Annotated in this window: 19 protein-coding genes; 9 read left to right on the top strand and 10 right to left on the bottom strand. The window is 56.1% G+C overall.

What is annotated here, in order from left to right; translation table 11 throughout:
• Window positions 1-135: 135 nt before the first annotated feature.
• The 3 genes from CQ018_RS08665 to CQ018_RS08675 all read right to left on the bottom strand — a co-directional run bounded on the left by CQ018_RS08665 (window position 136) and on the right by CQ018_RS08675 (window position 4,142).
• Complete coding sequence (locus CQ018_RS08665) at window positions 136-678, bottom strand: hypothetical protein (RefSeq protein WP_105549588.1); 543 nt, start codon at window positions 676-678, stop codon at window positions 136-138.
• Window positions 679-1,703: 1,025 nt separating this feature from the next.
• The gene (locus CQ018_RS08670) at window positions 1,704-2,129 is read right to left on the bottom strand and encodes a hypothetical protein (RefSeq protein ID WP_146111859.1); all 426 of its coding nucleotides are present in this window, start codon (window positions 2,127-2,129) and stop codon (window positions 1,704-1,706) included.
• 447 nt (window positions 2,130-2,576) lie between these two features.
• On the bottom strand, window positions 2,577-4,142 hold the full coding sequence (locus tag CQ018_RS08675) for an MFS transporter (protein ID WP_105549590.1): 1,566 nt from the start codon (window positions 4,140-4,142) through the stop codon (window positions 2,577-2,579).
• Between the two features lie 30 nt (window positions 4,143-4,172).
• On the opposite strand from CQ018_RS08675, the gene CQ018_RS08680 reads away from it, so the two are divergent.
• Window positions 4,173-4,730, top strand: coding sequence for a TetR/AcrR family transcriptional regulator (locus CQ018_RS08680; protein WP_105549591.1), 558 nt, complete (start codon window positions 4,173-4,175; stop codon window positions 4,728-4,730).
• 190 nt (window positions 4,731-4,920) lie between these two features.
• On the top strand, window positions 4,921-5,334 hold the full coding sequence (locus CQ018_RS20795) for a GNAT family N-acetyltransferase (protein ID WP_374954183.1): 414 nt from the start codon (window positions 4,921-4,923) through the stop codon (window positions 5,332-5,334).
• 189 nt (window positions 5,335-5,523) lie between these two features.
• Here the strand turns inward: CQ018_RS20795 and CQ018_RS08690 are convergent, their stop codons facing one another.
• Window positions 5,524-6,567, bottom strand: coding sequence for a DUF1963 domain-containing protein (locus CQ018_RS08690; protein WP_181149808.1), 1,044 nt, complete (start codon window positions 6,565-6,567; stop codon window positions 5,524-5,526).
• A gap of 261 nt (window positions 6,568-6,828) precedes the next feature.
• On the opposite strand from CQ018_RS08690, the gene CQ018_RS08695 reads away from it, so the two are divergent.
• Complete coding sequence (locus CQ018_RS08695; RefSeq protein ID WP_181149809.1) at window positions 6,829-7,266, top strand: hypothetical protein; 438 nt, start codon at window positions 6,829-6,831, stop codon at window positions 7,264-7,266.
• Between the two features lie 189 nt (window positions 7,267-7,455).
• On the opposite strand, the gene CQ018_RS08700 is transcribed toward CQ018_RS08695, so the two are convergent.
• Both CQ018_RS08700 and CQ018_RS08705 read right to left on the bottom strand, forming a co-directional pair.
• Window positions 7,456-7,890 carry a hypothetical protein gene (locus tag CQ018_RS08700; protein ID WP_105549594.1) on the bottom strand — a complete coding sequence of 145 codons (435 nt, stop codon included), beginning with the start codon at window positions 7,888-7,890 and terminating at the stop codon, window positions 7,456-7,458.
• Entirely contained in the window at window positions 7,887-8,249 is a 363-nt protein-coding gene (locus CQ018_RS08705) for a PadR family transcriptional regulator (protein WP_105549595.1), read from the bottom strand. The genes CQ018_RS08700 and CQ018_RS08705 overlap by 4 nt, the downstream gene beginning before the upstream one ends.
• A 457-nt stretch (window positions 8,250-8,706) precedes the next feature.
• On the opposite strand from CQ018_RS08705, the gene CQ018_RS08710 reads away from it, so the two are divergent.
• Window positions 8,707-9,183, top strand: coding sequence for a GNAT family N-acetyltransferase (locus CQ018_RS08710; RefSeq protein WP_105549596.1), 477 nt, complete (start codon window positions 8,707-8,709; stop codon window positions 9,181-9,183).
• Between the two features lie 287 nt (window positions 9,184-9,470).
• On the top strand, window positions 9,471-10,430 hold the full coding sequence (locus CQ018_RS08715; protein ID WP_105549597.1) for a hypothetical protein: 960 nt from the start codon (window positions 9,471-9,473) through the stop codon (window positions 10,428-10,430).
• Window positions 10,431-10,518: 88 nt separating this feature from the next.
• Here CQ018_RS08715 and CQ018_RS08720 read toward each other — a convergent pair whose 3' ends face one another.
• The 3 genes from CQ018_RS08720 to CQ018_RS08730 form a co-directional block, all read right to left on the bottom strand.
• Complete coding sequence (locus CQ018_RS08720) at window positions 10,519-10,830, bottom strand: GNAT family N-acetyltransferase (RefSeq protein WP_181149810.1); 312 nt, start codon at window positions 10,828-10,830, stop codon at window positions 10,519-10,521.
• A gap of 242 nt (window positions 10,831-11,072) precedes the next feature.
• Complete coding sequence (locus CQ018_RS20800) at window positions 11,073-11,369, bottom strand: GNAT family N-acetyltransferase (RefSeq protein ID WP_105549599.1); 297 nt, start codon at window positions 11,367-11,369, stop codon at window positions 11,073-11,075.
• 559 nt (window positions 11,370-11,928) lie between these two features.
• A complete protein-coding gene (locus CQ018_RS08730; RefSeq protein ID WP_105549600.1) occupies window positions 11,929-12,765 on the bottom strand; it encodes an esterase family protein in 837 nt (278 codons plus the stop codon).
• Window positions 12,766-12,892: 127 nt separating this feature from the next.
• Here CQ018_RS08730 and CQ018_RS08735 point away from each other — a divergent pair, with 127 nt between their 5' ends.
• Both CQ018_RS08735 and CQ018_RS08740 read left to right on the top strand, forming a co-directional pair.
• Window positions 12,893-13,162 (top strand): hypothetical protein, encoded by a 270-nt coding sequence (locus CQ018_RS08735; protein ID WP_146111860.1) that lies wholly within the window; start codon window positions 12,893-12,895, stop codon window positions 13,160-13,162.
• 261 nt (window positions 13,163-13,423) lie between these two features.
• Complete coding sequence (locus CQ018_RS08740; protein ID WP_105549602.1) at window positions 13,424-14,116, top strand: hypothetical protein; 693 nt, start codon at window positions 13,424-13,426, stop codon at window positions 14,114-14,116.
• A gap of 499 nt (window positions 14,117-14,615) precedes the next feature.
• On the opposite strand, the gene CQ018_RS08750 is transcribed toward CQ018_RS08740, so the two are convergent.
• Window positions 14,616-15,125, bottom strand: a complete 510-nt coding sequence (locus tag CQ018_RS08750) for a nucleoside deaminase (RefSeq protein WP_105549604.1) — start codon at window positions 15,123-15,125, stop codon at window positions 14,616-14,618.
• 414 nt (window positions 15,126-15,539) lie between these two features.
• Here CQ018_RS08750 and CQ018_RS08755 point away from each other — a divergent pair, with 414 nt between their 5' ends.
• Both CQ018_RS08755 and CQ018_RS08760 read left to right on the top strand, forming a co-directional pair.
• A complete protein-coding gene (locus CQ018_RS08755) occupies window positions 15,540-15,785 on the top strand; it encodes a hypothetical protein (RefSeq protein WP_105549605.1) in 246 nt (81 codons plus the stop codon).
• The gene (locus CQ018_RS08760) at window positions 15,782-16,780 is read left to right on the top strand and encodes an SRPBCC family protein (protein ID WP_105549606.1); all 999 of its coding nucleotides are present in this window, start codon (window positions 15,782-15,784) and stop codon (window positions 16,778-16,780) included. Before CQ018_RS08755 ends, CQ018_RS08760 begins: the two co-directional genes overlap by 4 nt.
• Window positions 16,781-16,785 lie beyond the last annotated feature (5 nt).

Raw genomic sequence — 16,785 nt, forward strand, 5'->3', positions numbered from 1 at the left:
TTGCACATGCAACACTCGTTAGTAGGTTGCTGGATGGTCCGCGAATTCAGGGTTTGGAGTTACCCGGATTGGAGCACATCCCGTCCCAAAAGCGATCCTCTTGTGGGACGTGACAGCTCCTGTTGTCGAAGCGAATTATTGTTTGGTAAGACGGAGCAGCAATAAATACAGGCGAAAACTCCTGAAACGGTCTTTCATGATTTGACGATGGATTTTTCCGGGTGGAACCCATCGGACATCTAGGTCATCAATGACTGTTTGAAGAGCAACGGCGGATGATACTTGTAGGTTGGAGTGACGTTTGAACTCGTGGGATACACCCAACCAGTAGGATTCATCACTGGGTCGCTTTTGCAGGAAAACGTATGCTCCATAGTCCTGTTCACTGCGTACCACCCCGATATGGGGCGTTGGATTCACAAACGCAAAATCAGGTGTGAATTTCTTTTGCTCTGCGAGCTTTCGTGCACGAGCAAAAGAGGGGAGACCAATTTCGGGGGACGCACGTGCCCTTCTACGTTGAAGGATGCTGTAGCCGACGACAATGCAGCCACCGATGGCAAATCCAATTGCTCGTGGCCAGTCAGCCAGGGAGACAGACCATAGGGTCAGTGACAGGATACCGACAGCAAGCGCCCACGTTCCAAACACTGAATACTGCGCGGTCTTTTGGGGCATCTATACACTTCCCTGCGGTGTTCTTTATAAAAACTGCTACAACAACAAGAGTTCCAAGTCTATTAGTCTCAGCTTCATCTACTAGCACCCGCTGAAGATTGCTTTGCAGGCAAATCATGTCCAGACAAGGCCCCCCGCTGCAAATAAGAATCATCTTCGCTCTACCCGATGACCTGCTCCACAATCGAACGGAGGCCAAGCAGGGATTATTTCTGCCACCAGCTCGGCATCCTGCCGGTTAGACAAAACAACGTGGTAGCGGTGACCACTGGAGTCCTCGAAGGTTCACTCGTGCTGAAGCACTACGGCCCAGTGACCGATGCGGGGGCGTCTTTGGAGATTCCGAGTGCCACATCGACGATCGCAGAGAGTACTAGCTAGCCACTCCGGAGACGGCGACGGCAAGGACTCCACCCGATCCCTTACTGAGAACACCGCTGAATTGCACTACATCGACGTAAGTCTTGGACAGGGCCTCTGAAACCGGCACGGCGTTCTCCTCGCCATCACAGAGCACTTCAACAGATTCGCTACCCCTCCAGGAAGACCCGGACAGGGTAGTGAATCCGAAACGGATTGTCCCTTCTCCGAAGCAACTTACGTTGATCCCCGTCACCGGGCACCGGAAGCATAGTTGAGAACGATGCCGGATTCATCGTCTGCTGGAGTCCCTTGACCCACGCGCAGGGATCCTCCGCCCAAGGAACCCTCTGCAGTCATGACGGCCTCGCTGAACTTATTGGCCTCACCTGAAGAACAACCCGGCGGTGTAAACAGCTACGGTAATAACTACGGCCTATGTCAGTGTCAGAAGGTATCTAGTTTTCAACGTTAAATATCGCATTTCCAAACGCAATGATTCTCGGTTCACACTGTTCCACTGGGGAATCCTTAGCTGGACGCTTTCACGTTTCAAGGTTCAGTTGAGTGATATCGGAGCGGAAAATTTCGCAGATCTTCGGACGCAAGCGTTGTGGCGTGGGCGGCAGTCGTCAAAAACCCGAGAAGGGGTCAAAGCAAAGAAACTATGCTTTGCCCTTGGCGACAAGCGCCCAGATACCGGCTTTGGCTTCGCCTTGGACCTCAATGTTGAGGCCTCCCGCGAGGGCAATCTGCTGGATTCCAGTAATCTTTTTGGTCCCCGCGTTGCAGTCAACTTCGGTCGTTGTCGTGGAGTCAAGGGTAAGCGTGACGCTGCCACGGGGGACCTGACAAGTGAAGTAGACAGTGAACGGTCCCTTCCCGGAGACACTCCCGAGATTTACGCGGCTCGGTACTTCCGAAATATCACCGGCAGTACCACCGATGCTGGCACCCGCTTCGGATTCTGTTGATATTGCCAACGCCTGCGCGAATTCGGCAATAGTCGCTGTTTGGTCGCGGCCGGTGTCGGCTGAATGAGCGCCATCCGGAGCCGGTGCCCCGTTGCAGCCTGTTAACGCAAACAGCATGCAGCACAGACCAACCAGAGCGATTCGTGAACGGTTAAACATCAAATTCCTCAAACTTTCCGAAGCAGCCTTAGATGAACACTAAGAATATGCAACCTCGCCAGTCTTCTCACCCCGACACGGTAATTGGATACTCAGCGTTAAAGTCGTGGCGTTAGGTAGCGCAGAAAACCAGCCCGCTGCGACCCCGGAGGCAATTACGTGCCACGTTAATTGCTCGCGTTCGGGTTGTTCGTCTCTGGCGCACAACATCTCCCCATAAGAGGAACCTCCTGCTGTGACACCTTTCCTGGGTTTCGCCTCGGCCTGACGTAATCGAGAAATGGTGAAGGCAACAATGGGAACCGGCCGTGGATATCGAACTGAAACGATCGGACACAGACCAGGCGGCCCAAATATGTGGTCGATCCACCGCCATAGCGACCGGTGCTATTTGATTGGGGTCGATTATGACTCTTGGTTTTTTGGGGTCTGATTGTTTTTTCGTCCTGTGGCCAGAGTCCATATGACGTCGATGACGAAAATGATGACCCATATTTTCCCTGCACCGTATAAGAAGCTCGGGATTCCCTCGAGTTCTGGTCGTCCTCCGGAGGCGAGGTGTTCACTCAAGTCGTTAGTGCTGAAAGAGTCCGCTATCCAGGACCAGCCCATGAAGGCAAGGACGATCTGAGCAACAGCGAAAATGACTAGATGCCATCCTAGGTCTGTGAACTTGGAGCGGTTTGTCTTGGTCATTGCCATCGTTTCTCCCTCTTCGTTTTGCTCGGGTATCCGAGTTTGATGGGTCGGCGCGTTTGGCCTTTCTGGAGTGCATTCAGCTAGCGTTATCTCCGGGATTGCATCGTTTTTAGGGATGTTGGTGACGCCGGAGTGACGCACGGCCCACGGGGTGATAATTGCTCCGGCGGCAATAACTGCCGCAAACAGGATGCAGACAATCTGCCAGGTCGTTGCTTCGTAGCTGATGCCGGCCAGTAGCGCGCCAACTCCCGCACCGGCGAGCCTGGCTGACTCGTAGAGCCCAAATCCCTTTCCGGCGCGTTCACCTGCGACCTCGGCGATCACGGATTGTTCAATTGGGATGATCGCCGCCCATGCCGCTGCACTCAGAATCCATAGGGCGGTGATCAGAAGAGCTGAGGGTGCGAAGGCCAGCGTGAACGCGAATGTGGCACTGGATAGCGCAGCGATAACGGCGACTCTTTGCCGCCCGATGCGCATCGTGAGTCGGTGCGCTGGCCCGGGTATCAGGCTCATCACAATGGCTCCGGGCAGGAACACCAACGCGATGGAAACCACGTCGAGAGCGAAGGTCATTTGAAGGTGCAGTAGCAGCAGCAGTCCGATGGCCGCTTCAGCCAACGAGGTCAGTGCGGTGGCAATCAGCATTGGCCGCAATCGCTGCGTCGGAAAGGCTAGCTCCGCCCTTTCTGATGGCGAAGACGTCCGTCGGATTGCGGTTGCGACTAGCACGGCCGCAATGAAGCAGGCACCGGAGGCGGCCAAGAAAACGCCTTGGAAACTTAGGATATTTATCAGTGTCAGGCCGGCAACGAAGGCCACCCACGAACCGGTTTCCTGCCACGACATCAACTTGGGGAATGCAAAAGAATCCGAGACCACCGATTCACTGACGATGGCACGTATTGATACCCAGAACAGTGCACCCCCGAGACCGCCGATCACTGCCGAGATGAAGGCCATCGCCGGAGCGGTTGAAAGCGCATATCCAGCGCAAGAAATCCCATACAACGCTGCCCCAGCAGCTGCAATATTCCGCCGCTCCCACACATCGGCCAGGAGGCCTGCAGGGAACCTGGCCACAAAGGAGACAAAGAGTTCCGTTGCAACCAGCAGCCCGATCACCGCTGCGTCCAAACCCATAGCCGCGCCCGCCCATAAGGGAATCAGGAAATCCAGCAAGTCCGCGGGGCCACCGACCAACGCAGCCGACCAATTCGCCGAGGCCCGGCGCACGGAAGCACTCTGAGTGCTGGACGGCGATTTCATATTCAGAGAATACACACGTATTCTTTGTTTATGAAATCAGGTACAAACAAGCGGGACCTCTTCGCCGCATCGGTACTGGACCTGATTGTCAGCGGCGGCATTCAGGCCGTCAGCATCCGCACGGTCGCAGCAGATTCGGGCTGGTCGGTCGGAGCGTTGCAAAAGACGTTCTCCACTAAGGAAGCTTTGCTCCGCGCTGCCGTCGATTTGGTTATTTCCAGGGCTGAAGCGCGCATGGATGCTGTTCCTTTCGAGGGAGACGTCGTGGACTACCTGGTACGTACGATCGAAGAAACCCTGCCCCTCGACCAGTTGCGCAGGGAGGAAGCCATCGCTTGGAATGCGTTTGCCGCGGAGGCTGTCCACACGCCGTGGATCGCCGAAATACTTACAGCCCAGGACCACCTGGTCTCTGCCCAACTGGTGGAATCCTTGCGTTCTTTCGGCACTTCACAGCCGGAAGCCGCTACGGCTGCCATCATTGCAGTTTCGGACGGCTTCGCCCTGCAGCTTCTGTATGACCCGAAGCGGACAGAAGAATTCCGCGCGACACTACGACCTATCATCAGTCATTTGCTCATCATCTAATCCATCAAATGCAAGGTGTCATTTTTCTCTAATGCCGATTGCACAGAGCGAAGTTCCCTCCATTGAGCTGTTGCGCTCGTAAGAACCTTCACAGGACACATTGTGCATTTCTGTTCAGCACCGCCAGACAACGGCCTGTATTCGACCGCTATTGCCGCCCTTTATGCCATGTAGTGTTGAACGCGGGGGCATGGAGATACGCCCGTGCACCGACGATGACCTCGCCATACCTTCCTCAAGGTGGAAAGTCTATGGGTGCGTCCACGAAGAGCACCCTTTAGGCCAGCTCGCCGATGACACTACGTACGTGGTTGCTGGGAGGGGTGAAGAGCCTCTGATTTCGGGAGTCGTGCAGTGGGATGGATGCCTTAGAACTAAAGCTCGGCAGATGTTCTCCCGGGCCGTGGAGATTAACCATTTGCAGGTCCGCAACGACTGTCGCGGCCAAGGGGTCGGGACTGCGTTGATCGCAGCAGCGGAGCGACTAATCTGGTGCGAGGGAAGGCTCCAAGAAGCGGTCGGTGCGGCCGATGGAAATCCCCATGCTGAGCGCTTGTATCTGAGTCTGGGGTACCGGAAGACCGGGATTGCGGATGTCAGTTAATACGCATGGGTCTCGGACAATGGAAATGTCCAGCAGGCCAATGAACGCGATCAACTGCCTGTCAAAGACCTATCGTAAGCGACTGACCGGCATTGCAGGAGGCACCCGATTTCCCGCGCGAGATAACCCCGCTAGCGGAACCTTGACCGGGCACTATTCTGTGGTGCGTCGATGGGGGAGAATCTCTACTTAGGAATCTGTCCAGATCAAGCACCGCACGTTTTCGAAGCGGCGGGCATCAAGGTCGGATTTGAGGATCCATACCTGAAGCGGCGGCTCGTGGAACCACCCGGGCGTGTCAAAGGTACGTGGGTTGAATTCGAACAACAGCACATACCCGTCGCTCGTGTCGGCGAGGGGCAATACCTCGGGCAGGATGCCTTCGTATTCCTCCCGGATCTCACCTGGACTCCATCCAGACATCCTGCTGATCCGTTCCTCGGCATGAAACCCCGGATCACCGGGGCGATGCTCTAGCCTCGGTGCCTCGAACCTCAGTAGTCTGTCGTAGATTTCGAACTCGGCTAGTTCGAAGAGCTCCGAGTACCGATCATGCACACGTTCGTTTGTGAACTTGATGGAGAACTGATCTTTCACGGTCATGAATCCGTCGATATCCAACGGGATCAGCGGGATTGGGTCACGGACGCCCGCTGGAGTGTCGAGGATTTCGAAAGTATCGATCTCATCGGATGCTGGAATGAAATACCTGACGGCCCATGGAGGAGACGCCAGATCCTCAACGTCTTCAGGATCTCCCATGTTCTCGGTGTCATGGAACAGCTGGATGATGCCCTCAGGTGGAAGGCCTGTTGGCTCGAAGCCGTGGTCTCCAACGTTGACTGCTTCGTAGCCGAGATCGACCTGGACGATGTGTGTCAGGGGGATGCCGTCCGGTCCTACTGGCCACGACTGGCCGGTAGCGAAGGGTCGTCCGCCGAACCAGGAAGCACCGAACCTGGTGGGCTCGTCATCCAGTTCTCTTCGCATTTTCTTCGGCTGCTTGAATTCCATGGCACCGAGCCCCAAAGCGACTTTCGGCTCGGGGTCGACACCTGGCAAAGGTTCCCGAAGGTCACGCGCATACGCATCGGGGGCCCACAAATAGGTATAGGGATCCGGGAAGGTTTGTTCCACCAACGTTGACCTTTCAAGTTCAAGCAAGATAAAGATACGGGCCGTGGCGACGCTGTCGCACGATTTTGGGTGCGAGAATCGGTCGTAGACCCTCATTGATTTGATCATTAGCTTCCGACAGATCTGTTTTGCTTCTTACCGGTAAATCTCGCAGTCTGGTTAGGACACGCTCGAACATCTTGAAGGCGACCAAAAAGCTGCAGAACAACGGGACAATTTCCACGGTCGTTGTTTCTACTCCTGCAGACGTCCGGAAGCCGAACCCTGACCGAATGCTATTTATCGTCGTCGATGATTAGCATTCGGTCAGGGTGGGTGTCCTAGGAATTTGATGGCACCGGCTTGTATGTTGGTGCCATGCGCGCAATACAGACAGATCACGCTGAACCACGCGACTCGATGGATTCGCCGTGCTATCGCGTTAACTTTTGGGTGCAACCGCGTCCCGGGTATTCGTGGGTTCTTGACGCTTACGTGCTGGTTGAGGTCCGGGACGTATCCGAGGCGCTCGGGTGGGTTGACGAACACGCGAACGGACGCACATTTGAGTTGTTCGCCGAGATGGACTTCGAGCCTGAGGCGCCGTTTGGCACTTCGCGGAAGACTGGGCTGGTACGCCTGCTCGGAAGTAATCCTAACGCCGGTGAATCCGTGGAGATGGGCCGCTTCGAAAAGATATTGCCTCCGGCGGTCATCGGCCTTCGCCACTCGGATAGGACGGACCTAATGGAGGCTCCACCATGCCTGTGTTGTCGCGTGCACGGCTCGCTTGTACTTGATATTGATGGCCCGTAGTCCGAATATTGAGCGGGCAACGGTGGAGATGCGGCTCAGTCCTGATGGGGAAAGGATCCATATGGTTGGTCGGTCGCCCACAGTTAAATTGAAGCAGTTGGAGGCGTCTGGGCGAGAATTTACTCTAGGCCTGATCTAGGCAGCTCTGCCTAGTCCACGTGGTCCAGCAAGCTCTTCCCTCATGGATATTCAATGGCGCAAGCGTCGAAGGGACATGACCAAGGCGACGGCGCTGATGATCATGACGAAACCGCAAGCAATGAGAAGCCAACCTGGTGTAGGAGCAATTGTAGTCAGAAGCAATGGCGTTCCCGCAAGACCGAGCCAAATCGTGGCGAGCACCGCGATCACCACTAGGGCAACGCGGTCAGCGCGGCCGCCCTTAGTCGTAGTTGGTTCTGGGCTCATTTCAAGCTCTTGGCTCACGATTTCCACCGGAGAACCGAGTTGCCTCAGCGCTACAGAAACAGCTTCCGGTTCAGCATTTTCAGGAAGCAGTGCAGAGATGTGGGAAAGGATCTCTGCGCGGAGGGTTACTTGGCGAGATCTAGGAAGAACTTTGGCTTGCTCGTCGAAGAATGACATGTACTTCTTTACAGACGGGTTGTTTTCGAAGCTGCTCATTTGGTTTCCTCGTCGGTGTTTTTGGTTGGCAGTTGGTCTAGCAGTGTTGCTACGGATTGTGTGAAGTGTCCCCAGTCACGCTTGAAGGTTTCTGCTTCTTCCCGTCCGGCTTGGGTGATCTGGTAGTAGCGTTTGGGCCGTTCATCGCTTTCAACTTCCCATTGGCTTGTCACGAATCCGCTTTCTTGCAGTCGATTGAGTAGCGGGTAGATCGTGCCTTGGCTGGTCAGTAGGCCGCCTACCTCATCGAGTTCCCTGACGAGTTGCAGTCCGTAGCGGGGGCCGCTGCATAGCAAGACGAGAATGCATGGCCCGATCACTCCTCGTCGGAGTTGAGTACTTGCAGTGTTCTGTGCCATGCGTTAAAAGATACCTTGCGTCACAAGACTATGGCAATTGCCAATGACGAGTGATCATTATTTTCACTCAATGACCTGCCCGTGGTTGTGTCGGTTCGAGGTGGACGGACTTGTGATCTTGGCCAGACATTGAAACAGGCTTGTGAATAATGTGGGACGCATCGTTGATGCAGCCCCGTATAGCGGTTGGTCGCTGGGGCCGGCAGAACTAATATGCTGGAGTTGAGCGTATATTGAAGGCATTCCACAAGGGTTATCACCGGACACTCCTCGTTCCTGACCTGCTGACATTTTCAGAAGACGACTGCATCCAGCTGGTGCGCCCGTAAGATGAACGGCGTTTGACGGGACACAGGCCGGTTGCAGATATTCAAATATTCGGTCAGAGCTAAACATTCTCTCGGAGGCCCGGGGAATTTTTCCGAGAATTCCGGAGATAAGCCGTTAGGCTTCAAAGATGATTATCGACAGGGTTGAGATTAGGGTCGCAACAGCCGAGGATGCGGCAGCACTTTTTGACCTTGCAAATATGTTCACTCCCGGGTTGGAGACGAGCGTGAGTGAATTTGAGGCCCACTTTCGTTCCTTGTTGAAGGGCTCTAGCTGGTTGGTTGCCGTTGCAGAGGATGGGGGCCGTCTGACAGGATATGTTGCAGCTCAAGACTATGGGCGCGGACTACGAGGTTCTTTTACCGTGGGCCGGATCCACGACCTATTTGTGGATCCAAATGCGCGCGAAAGCGGAATTGGTCGTTCATTGGTGAAGTTCGCCTTCGAGTGGGCAAAAGCCCGTCCATTGCCGATGATTCTGGACTGGCAGGCAACGCCTGGATCGGTTTCCTTCTATGAATCATTGGGATTTGAAGCCGACCGAGTCGGTGATTTCCCAGAATACCCAGGATTTACCCTCGACTTACGTTCGGCCAACACATGATTAGTCAGGCTTGCTGTGTCCAAGGCATGTGACTTGTAGCGATAAGTCTCGCAACATCAAACGTCAGGATTTTTGTTGGACGACGCTGGTAAGTCGGAACGTTATACTGTGGCAGCGTTTTCGGCTGGCGCTGATTCTGGTTGTAGGGGTTCTCGTTTTGCTACAGGATTGGTTTCGTACCGGATCGCATTGATGATGTGTTTCGCCGTTCGATGGGCGGTGAGACACAGAAGTATCGATGCTGTGCCACGTAGACTGGACAGCAAATGTTGGGAAGGGTTTCTCGGATGGAAATGGCAGTATCTGGTCTCGATGGGTTGATTGCATCGGCAAAACTCTGGAGCTACGACGAGCCCTCCGAGTACCTGGTGAAGGCGCTCAAGAAAATGAGCGGGACCGAGATCCTGGGGCTGCACGAGGAACTCTACGCTAGGGCCATTGCCGCATCCTCTCGCGTGGGTATCAATGAATTCGTACTTCCCGTTTACTTCGCACGGCACCCCGTACCTTCCGTGGCGACAGCGTTGCCGGCCTATTACCGTCGGCTGAACCATTGTCTTGCCGGCCTCCACGCACACACGGAACTAACGGACGAAGAACCTGCCTACGTCGAGCCATTGGAGCATAAGGCTGACAAAGACAAGGACACGCTTGGTTCGTACATCCGAAAGAGCCAATGGCTTTACCTTAACGGGGTCCTCGGGCAGAACTTCCTGGACGAGGACTTTCCACGAGCCTACGAGGCCGTCACCTCCGAACCTTGGTCACGTCATATCCGGGCCAGTGGTCAGATGCACTCAAGCCGGGTCCTTGATTACATAAACCCTCGGTGTCTTGGTCGCTCAAGGGTTCCCGAACAGGTCAGGCTTTACTGGGATGCTGTGGACAATATGGTCTCGGGCCTCAACGAAAGTGACCAGTGGTGGTCGTGGCTTCGGAGCGGACCGTGGCACCGCATCGAACTCACTCTTGAAAAGGCATCTCCGCCAGAATCCAAGACCAGCGCGATGGGCACCAGCGCGGGCGATTCCCGGATCAGGGGAGTGCGCCACACCAATACCGGCAGCGTCTTGAAAATTCGCGTAAACCTGATCGAATCAGCTACTCGAAAGCTTGGCATCGAAGACATCCGGAAGAACGCGCAGATCGATCTTCAAATGGTCTTGGAGGACTGCGGGAAGCGACACAATTTCACCGCCCCGGTCCCGCGGCTGCCCGACTGCCTTGAATCCACAACAAGCGTTTAATCCCTGCTCACCACGACATTCCCACAACCCAACGGTGAGTGGGAAAGTGGAACAGCGTCCGTGTATAGAAAACGACGGGCCGGGCGAATCAGGGTGTGAGCTGTCGCGTCATCCGGTAGTTGATCATTCGCGCTCCGTGGGTGATTGGATATTGCTCGGCAGCCACGATAAAGCCGTGCCTTTCGAAGAACGGGCGTGCGGTGATGCTGGCCTGGGTCCACAGTTCGGAAACGCCCTCAACTACGGCTCTCTCATAAAGATGCGAAAGGAGCGCACTGGCCACGCCTTGCCTGCCGTACCTTGGGGCCACGAACATCATGTCGATGTAGCCGTACTCGCTAACGTCAGAAAATCTTGCGACCTCGCCACCGAAGACAGCCGCGATTGTGTTCAAGGACAAGCGCGCGGAATTCCCTTGGTGGATGTCTCGTTCTTGAGGGCGAGACCAAGCCCTCGATCTGTTCTGGCGTGTAGTCAGTAGCAGCCGTTTCGGTTATCGCCGATAGGAAAACGTTCAGGGTGGCTGGGGCATCGGATTCAGTGTAAGGGCGGATCAGCATTTTTTAATTCAATCTTTCCTGTTGATACCCCACTTGGGAACGAATGCGTGGACGCCGTTCCCACGACGGGGATCAACTGTGGTCAATTCGAGTTGGCGGAGGTTGAAGAACCAGATTGACGGAAGAGCTCCCATTCGCTCCGCAAGACACTCATGACTATCGCGTCGTGGTGGGTGCCATTGAAATAGGTCACTTCACGGAGTCGCCCGTCTTCGGTGAACCCGGAATTGGAGTACGCCTTGCGTGCTCGGTTGTCGAAAGCCCAGACTCGCAGCTCTATTCGGTTTAGTCCCATTTGGTGAAAACCGTAATCGATAGCAGTCCTCACTGCGTCTGTACCATAGTCCTTACCCGTTTCCGCTGGGGCGATGATGATCATCAGACTTGCAGCTCGTTACGGCATCGATGCCCCGTAGAGTCTCACATATCCGAAGAAGCTTCCTGCTTCGCTCGTCTCAATGCTGAATCCGGTGCTGCCGGGTGTGGTGTTCGTGCCCCATTGCCTGAACAAGTCTGCAGTTGAGCCCTCGGGGCGCGGCTTGATGGTGGCTTGTTGAAGCACCGCGCATTCGGGCCTGGCCACCACTTTTCAAGCGACGGTTGATCACTTTCCCTCAGCGCACGGAAGCGTACTTTATCGCCACGAAGTACGCTGACACCGTATGCCGCGGCATCCTCTACTTCCCAATTAATTGTCATATTCCAATCATTTAGCATTTCCGTAATCATCACCTACCTTGAGACGCGGCCTCTACGCTGACATGGTCCCTTCAGTTGAATGCATCTTATGCCAGAGACCCTTAAATCGATTTGGCCTCGGTTCAACGGAATCGTCACCATGAAACGAGAATGGCGTCCGGCAAACCGAGCTTTTATAAGGAATATTAAACTTGGGTGCACCTGCCGTGTACTTCATGGGTCCGAGCATGTTTGGGATGTTACCTCCACAGCCAGCGGAAGGCATCGGGGAGTAGGACGCCACCGTGATTGGGGCTATGGCCACCGTCGCCGAGGACAAGGCGGAAGTCGTAGCCTGCCTCGGCAAGAGCTGTCGAGACGCGAAGGTTATTTGATAGCCAGTTCCAGTCTGGTTCGTTCCAATGCAGATCACGGTGACCGGCCTGCATGAAGATGCGAAGCGGCTTGGTGGGAGTGTTCGGGATAAGTTCGGGGTAGGGATTTCCGTTGGGTATCTGCGCGAAGCTCGACAGGAACCCGATGACACCACGGAACTTGTCTGGGCGCAGCCACGCGGCGGTGAAGGCACAATTGCCCCCACTGCTCCCACCGCAAATTCCCCATGTGTCTGGATCTTCGGAGATCGAGTAGCGCGTGGTGACCTGCGGGATGATCTCGGTAAGCAGAAATTCAACGTACCGGTCATCGAAAGCGTCATACTCTGTGTTGCGGTTCTTCGGCTGTTCGGAGTCGGCGAATATCCCAGGATTGACGAAGATCCCGATAGTGACCGGGACATCGCCCTTGTGGATGAGATTGTCCAAGACAATTCCGCCACGAACCTCTCCCTCGGGATCGAGGTAGAGCCAACCGTCTTGGAGGACCATCAGCGAAGCCGGCTCTCCAGCACGATACTGCTGCGGGACATAGACCCAGAACTGCCGAGAGGTCTCTGGATAGATAACGCTGTGGTTCCATTCAAACTTGATGATGCTTCCTACCGGGACTCCGGGTTGAAGAATTGAGTCGGGCCCATGTTCATAGCGCACGGAGGACTGGTCGATTGGCAGCGGTTGGTACGGGAGCTTGATCGTCACAAATAGTAAGTCTAGCGGTGGCTCCCGAACTTGCTCCGCAAGGAACCTTCACCGGTTGTGGTGCTAGATTCAGTTGACTGTCTGCGGTATTTGCGGGATTCCTCGCGAGCTGGTCGTCACTAGATCCGTGGCAAGAACCGGTAGCACTTATGGAATGGGATTGCTCGATAAGTGGTTCGGCGAAACAGGCTGGCCGCGGGATCCCCCGGTGGATGTGTTCTGTGATGCCGTGTGGGAGCTTGCCCTAGACGGCGAGAGCGGAGGGTGGCTGACTACCTCCGTCGGTATCATGCGGTCATTCCCGATCTTTTGGGACAAGCAGGAACAGCTGTGGTCCCAAGTACATTGGTTTGACGGCAAGCATGAATACATGGGGGAAGGCCACGGCCCCGGATAGTACTCAGTTGAAGATCTACCGGGTGGATACGTTGTCACAAGTGACACCTTGAGCGGTCAAGGAGTGAGCTTTGCGGCAACCCAGATCACAGGTATCGAGCACGATCGGCTGTGGGAGAAATTGAACCATGGCACGCTGGGATAAAGCGGAAAATTTGCTGGATCGCGTGCCCTAATCGGACTCTGTGGGGACGAGGTGCACCGGAAATCTCTTTTCCGAAATCCCGGCTCCTGATCACGTGAATTAGTGCACAATCGAGATATGAGATTCGATAGGATTCTCCCGGACGACGAACCCAACCCACGCATCGAGAAAGCCTGGCTCCTGAAACTCATGCCCATCGCGGTGATGGGGCTCGCGCCCCAGCCCTCGGTGGAGGACACAGGTGACGTAGGAATCCAATCTAAATGGGATGGCCGCGGATACACCGAAATGTCAGCGAGCGTCACCTACACACTCTGGCGAAACCCGGACGACCGCTCGGACCCGATAAACCTCGCGGACCCCGATGAGCAGCGACCAAGCGCCATCGAGGACGTACCACCACATTCGCCGAGACCCGCATGGATGCTCGAGCAGGTGGAGCGAATACGATACCCACTGCTCATGGAGGCCGTGCGAACTACCTGGCACCCTGACCCAACCGAGCGCCCCACGGTGGGCGACCTGCTGGTGGAGCACATCAACGACATCCTCAGGAACTATTACCGAAGGGAACGGGGGCTGGGCCGCAACCAATGGGGCCGTCGAGCAACCGGACCCACAGTCACCGGCCGGTCGGTGAGCGGACGGGGCAGCGTCCTTGTCAATGGTGTCGATGTGCCCGCCGTGGAGATCGATACGGATCCGTTCGTGTACGGCGTCGGTGCGGAATTGGAAGGCGTCGTCGTCACCGCGGTGCTTCCGCGCACCGCACTCAAGCACATCCTGCTCCATTTCGTGACGCGGAGCTAGCGAGCGCTCCATGGCACCCGGAGGCTGGTCGTCGACATGCTGAAAACGCACGAACTGGGGTCCGTGGCCGGGGTTCTCGCGGCGTCCGGTTCGGGAACGCTCGCTGGGACGGTGCAGGGTAGATGCAGAGCGTCGCTCAATTGCTGGTGCGACTCGTTATCGGACTTTAGTCGAGTTTCCCAAAGGGGCCGGCAGCGTCGAGCGGAATCCGCTCTGGCTTCCTGGACATGATCAAGAACGCTACGCCAAAGAGAAACACAGCTATGGCAAGACCCAGTAAGGCTGTGTCGCTTGATGTCGCAGGGCAACCCGCAGAACTGTCATCAATCTCAGGACAGCTCCGCCATGGCTGCAAGAGCATCACGAAACTACCTGCTGCTCCTGCGAGAGTCAGCAGGAGTCCTATGGTCAGGCAAACGGCCTTACTAGAAGCTTTCACACTTCATTCAAACACAGCAACGCTTGCCTTCTTCATCGCGTCCTATGAGGAACGCTCTGCTTACGGAATAGGCTGTACTGAAAGCCCGTGGGCCCATTCACGCATTCCGGCCGGCGCTGACGAAGTGGCATAGCGGGCGAACTGGTCCTGAACAGCCGTCCGGTGGATACCGCCAAGGATTTCCTGTGGCCTCCTAAAGAACGGTTGCTCAACCGGAGGGCGCCACTGCTCCAACAACTCAACAGCGCCGTCGTTGGGGGACTCCAGCCCGAACCAGACCCGGTCTACCCCCAGAGTAATGGCAGCGCCCATGCACATGAGACACGGTTCGAGATTGACCACCAGCGTCAGGGGCAGGGACGAACGGCTAAACCCGATGCTCCGGTCGGCTTCCAGCATTGCCATCAAATCGGCATGAACAATACGGCGGCCCAAAGCTCGCTCGTGCGTGAAGTCCTTCGCTACCACCTGGTCCCCACGCAACACAAGGGCGCCGATAGGCATCTCCCCGGCATTCAAGCCATCTTCTGCAACCTCAATAGCAAGACGAACAGCATCCTCTGGCCCCATGACAATCCCCGAACTCTCTCATCAGGCATAGGCGACGGTCTACCCACCTGCCCAGCCCCTGGCGAATAACAAACGAGTCGATCCTAATCCAGTTCGTAATCCATTGCCCTCTGCAACACAGGTTTCACGGTGGCGACACCAGAGTCCTGCACTCGGTACGGGACAGAGCTGTCAGCGCTGGTCAAATAGTGAGCCCTTTCGTGGGCTGTCACGATGGCTCACTTTTCGACCGTCACCGACACGAGCGCTTCTTTGCAGCCAGAACGGTTGCGCCGTCCCGAATGGGGCCCGGATAGACATTGGCAAAGCGTCCGGTAAACCGGTCTGCGGGACAGCGGAGCTGGACATGTGCAAACAGCTGCCCGTTAGCAACCATGGTTGACGAAAACTGTTTTAGCAATGTAAGTTGACAGCATGAAGTCAGTACAGATCGCAACTGTCGCCTCAGACACCAGTGACCCGCGCGCCGGGCTTCGAGCCATCGCTTCCCTCCGTGCGCTCACTGAGAGACTCGAACTCGCTCAAGTTGAGGCGGGTCTGGTTTTGGGTATGAGCTGGCAGAACATCGCCGATGCTCTCGGAGTTTCCAGGCAGGCAGTGCATAAAAAGTACGCGAAGAAGGTAGACCAGAGCATCCCCGTTCCAAGGAGGAACCAGTGAGTAAGTTCACCGACGCGGCAACGACATCGCACACCCTCTCGGTCGCAGCTATGGAGGAAGCCTCCCGCTTCGGCCAGCGCAGCACCGACATTGACCACATGTTTCTTGCCTTGGTGGTCAGCGAACAGGTTGCCGGGCAGGTATTGCGTAGTGAGGGGATCACGCTTGAAGCGGCGCGGGAGGCGGTAGTAGGGCAGCATTCAGCACAACTGGCCTCACTCGGCATTGGCACCCGCCTCCCGCCGCAAGACCGGATCGTCTTCCACGAAACTGGAGGCTACGAGTGGAGTGACCGGGCCTTGGAAATCCTCAAGCGTGCGAGCCGGGGCGAGAAGCGTGGCGACGCTGCCGCTGTACTGCGCGAACTCGTCACGGAGCCAAGCGGCATGATCGACCAAGTCTTAAAGCGTCTGGGCTCCACGCCCGATCTGGTGATGGCACGACTCGACGAAGTTCAGCGCTACCCGGCGTTCACGCCGAAACGTGCCATCCAGTCAGGCCGGCGCTCGGGAGCCTGCGAGGCCTTCGTCCCGGCTCCGGTCAAGCAAGTCTGGGGATTGCTTGCCATTCCAACACGGATGCCTGAGTGGGAACCGATGATTGGTGATGTCGCGCTCGAAGGAACGCAGACAGAACCGCGGATCGGCGATCGCTGGACAACTCACGCCCGCACGCAGCGGTCTGATGGAAAACCGATTCGGATCAAGCCCGAATTCCAGAGGCAGGTTGTCGAGCTTGTCGCATGCACAGAAGGGGCACTGATCGAGTGGCAGTTCGCTTATCCCGATTCAGCACGGGCTAACGTGAAGCGCATTCGGATCGAATTGGAGCCCGCCGCTGGCGGTACTCAGCTACGCATCTCATTGGAATGGGAACGCAATTCCACTCTGCCCGCTCGCCTGATCCGCGGGGTGCTTGTCCGCCCGTTCGTGCGCTTCGGGATCTGGATGCAGCTGTCGCAACTGAGCGGCGGTATCAGTCGAGTATTCCGCTAAATAGC

Origin of the sequence: Arthrobacter sp. MYb227 (assembly GCF_002975435.1) — a bacterium.
In the GTDB taxonomy this organism is placed as follows: Bacteria; Actinomycetota; Actinomycetes; order Actinomycetales; family Micrococcaceae; genus Paeniglutamicibacter.